Annotated in this window: 3 protein-coding genes and 1 pseudogene; 2 read left to right on the top strand and 2 right to left on the bottom strand. The window is 65.2% G+C overall.

Annotation, left to right across the window (positions count from 1 at the left end; genetic code table 11):
* Positions 1–915: 915 nt before the first annotated feature.
* Positions 916–1,230, bottom strand: coding sequence for a hypothetical protein (locus tag ACLVWQ_RS35600; protein ID WP_414113402.1), 315 nt, complete (start codon positions 1,228–1,230; stop codon positions 916–918).
* Between the two features lie 16 nt (positions 1,231–1,246).
* A pseudogene (locus tag ACLVWQ_RS35595) lies at positions 1,247–1,521 on the bottom strand (hypothetical protein); the annotation flags it as partial.
* Between the two features lie 79 nt (positions 1,522–1,600).
* Here ACLVWQ_RS35595 and ACLVWQ_RS35590 point away from each other — a divergent pair.
* The gene (locus tag ACLVWQ_RS35590; RefSeq protein ID WP_414113401.1) at positions 1,601–2,356 is read left to right on the top strand and encodes a GntR family transcriptional regulator; all 756 of its coding nucleotides are present in this window, start codon (positions 1,601–1,603) and stop codon (positions 2,354–2,356) included.
* A 445-nt stretch (positions 2,357–2,801) separates the two neighbouring features.
* A complete protein-coding gene (locus ACLVWQ_RS35585; RefSeq protein ID WP_414113400.1) occupies positions 2,802–3,149 on the top strand; it encodes a DUF6086 family protein in 348 nt (115 codons plus the stop codon).
* The last annotated feature ends 25 nt before the right edge of the window (positions 3,150–3,174 follow it).

Genomic DNA, 3,174 nt, shown 5'->3' with positions numbered 1-3,174 from the left:
CGCCAAACACCCCGGCCCCCGAACGGCCCACGCCAGCAAACCCCGAACCGACCATAAACCGGCTCCCCGCCACCCACCACACAAACGACCCGAACCGCAACCAATCGACTGCGCCGACCCTGACCTCCTCCCACAAGAACCACACCACCCAGGCGACGCTGCCCCCTCGCCATGCTTTGACCCGGCGGTCAGGCCGAACCCACTTTCGCCGCGAGAAGCCAGGCGTGCGATCGGCCAGCTATTGCATCCGGTTACCGTCGATCACCGCGGGGAGCCCCGAACGATGTTCGGGGCTCCCCGCGGTGATCGACACAATCCAACCGTGAGTCACTCTCAACGGTCAGACGTACCCCTTCCCTTCAATGATTCTCTGGCGTCACTAGTCGGCTCCCGCGGCTGGTAGCCACACGCAACACGTCCTCCAGCGCCCCAGCCAGCTGGGCAACAAGGAGAGGCAGTTCATCGAAGTCTCCCGGCTGGCGATCAAGTACTTGAAGTGCGTGCTTCAGAAGTTCAGACGCCGAGTCAAGTTGATCCGCCTCAATGCGATCCGCCAAACGGGACATGAAGCCGTCAGCATCGCTGGTGCTCAGGTAGCACGGCTTACCCTCCGGCCCCGCCCACGGAAGCAGCCGTAGTTCACTCTTCTCCGTCATCACCGCGTCTGTCCTCCAGTGACGTCGAAGTTGAACGCGGGTGCGCTGCCAGGCGTCCAGTCCCTCAGCAGTTCACCTTCTTCGGGTGTAATGCAGTCGGGCACGGGGTGACACAGACAGTCGCAGGCTTCATAGATCACTGGTACATCGATCGGAGCCGAGGCTGGAGAGGACTCAGCGCACGCATGGTGCGTGCCGATGCGGCAAGCGATCGAGCGGTAGGAAGCATTCGAGCTGGGGGGCAGCTGTTGAGGCAACATCAGACGACCCCCACGAACGCGGCTCGCGCTTCGGCCGGCAGGTAGGAAGCATGGGGAACTGCTCGACGGTGTCGAGTCTGCTTCTCCCAAGCCAGCATGTACGGGCGGACGAGCGCGTTCTCGTCGCCTGCCAGCACGTAGCGATGCCCCGCCAAGTCGGAGGCCCGAGCCAAGATGACCGTCGGCTCGTCGGTGAGCGCGACAGAAGTGGGAGCGGTCGACGGCCGGGAGGGCGTTAAAGGGCGGCGATGCCTGCCCTTGGATGCGTGCCGCCCCTTGGTGAACGTGGCAGCACGGCGAATGCGGTTGAGCACGCTGAATCAGCTCCTGTCGCTGACGGCTCGGTCCTGCGACGTCGTCTGTCGCGGGGCCGTTTTGCGTAAGACCGCCCAGAGAGTGCGGTCTCCGAGGCTCGTGGCGAGGAGGCCGAACCGATCGGCCTCGGCCACCACCTCCAGGGCCTCCCTCCACGACTCGGCGGAGAGCTCTTCCGGCACCTCCGCTTCGACCGCCGTGAACTCGGCGTGTTCCTCCACGCGCGCAGGGAGTCCGACGGCAGACAGCTGGGCAGCGATGGCCGCCGCGCGAACTCCCGAAGCGGGCACAGGGCAGCCTCCGTTAACCAGCGATCACTTTGCGTGAAGCTAGTTAACTAGATTAGAGCTAGTGGACTAGATTTTCCACATGCCTGAGCAACCGCCCTACCTCCGCGTCGCCGATGAGCTCCGGCGACGAATCACGGAGCATGTGTGGGAGCCAGGTGACCGGCTCCCTTCCCGCGCCCAGATCGGCCAAGAGCTCGGCGTAGGCGAGAACGTGATTCGTCGGGCACAGGAGTTGCTGATCTCCCAGGGGCTGCTGGAAGGCCGGGCCGGATCAGGTACCTACGTCGCCGAGCCTCAGCAGCGTGTTCGGATCGTTCGGTCCTCAGCGCGCGAGCAGCCCACTGGATCGCCGTTCCGTGCGGACATGAAAGCCGTCGGCAAGCTGGGTGATTGGGAGAGTCGGACCGATGCCAAGGTGCCAGCCTCAGCGGACGTTGCGGCACGGTTGGGTGTCGACGAGGGTGCCTTGTGCGTCCGGACGTCGTACGAGTTCCTCGCCGACGGTAGGCCGGTGCAGCTCTCGACGAGCTGGGAGCCGTACGACCTCACCGCGGGGACACTCATCGTTCTTCCCGAGGGAGGGCCGCACGCAGGAGCAGGCGTCGTGAACCGCATGGCCGCTATCGGCATCACCGTGAGCCATGCCGTGGAGCAGCCCGAGCCCCGGCAGGCGACCGCCGAGGAAGCCTCGCTGCTCGGTATTCAGAAGGCCGCCCTCGTTACGCACATCCGGCGGACGTACTACAGCGATCAGGGACGGCCCGTCGAGACTGCGGACATCGTGGTGCCTGTCGCTCACTGCGAGATCGTCTACGAGATCCCGATCAGCCATTAGCAGGGGCGCCGGTAGCTCAGCCAGGGCGTACCAGCTCCGTGCCACATGCGTGCCACATCGTGCGGTCAACTACGGTCACTGGCGGGTCGCCGCGGTCGGAATGCGCGGATGACCTGGGCAGCCCGGACGGCGCAATGGACCTGCGCCGACCCCGCCAGCGACCGCGCCGCCCTTACAAGGCGGATGTCGGCGGTTCGAAACCGTCCGCGCCCACCAGGTCCAGGACATGAACGAGGCCCAGGTCAACCGGTGTGACACCGGATGCCTGGGCCTTGATCGTTTCGGACGAGTTCCGACCACCGCGCGACTCACGTGTCAGAAGGATTGTGCGGGGGGGCCATGGAAGCGTGGGTAGGTGGGGAGGAGCGGTGCCGCTTCGGCTGTACGGTCGCGGGAACTCAAGGCAGCGCGCCCAGAGTTCCCCTCGGAGTGTGGAGGCCGCAGAGTGAGTTACCCCTACGAAGTGGGCGGAGATGTTCTGTGGGACGCGGGCCACCACACCGGACTGCTCTACCTCTCCCTTGCGCGGGGTGCGGCCGAGTTCCTGGAGCTACCAACCGGTCTGACCCCGACACCTGAGGGCAGCTGTGACATCGAGCTGCCGACGTTTCGGGCTTTCGTGCAGGGTCTGTACGGCACATACTCCTCGGCCGGGAGTCCGGTACTGCGTGGCCTGCCGCGAGACCTACTGATCATCTCGCTCGTCCTCCTGGAATACGCGGAGGCTCCCATCACGCTGAAGCCCGAACACGAGGAGGCTCTCAGACCGCGTTTGAGATCTGACATGGGATGATCGGTCGGTGACTCGCCTCGTGAAC

It is taken from the genome of Streptomyces sp. CWNU-52B, assembly GCF_047444975.1.
In the GTDB taxonomy this organism is placed as follows: domain Bacteria; phylum Actinomycetota; class Actinomycetes; order Streptomycetales; family Streptomycetaceae; genus Streptomyces.
Note: the sequence above shows the minus strand (reverse complement) of the source record. Positions and strands in the feature narration are given on the sequence as shown.

Bases quoted from the DNA above. Each gene is read 5' to 3' on its own strand.
- ACLVWQ_RS35590 (WP_414113401.1), top strand. From the start codon at position 1,601: ATGCCTGAGCAACCGCCCTACCTCCGCGTCGCCGATGAGCTCCGGCGA.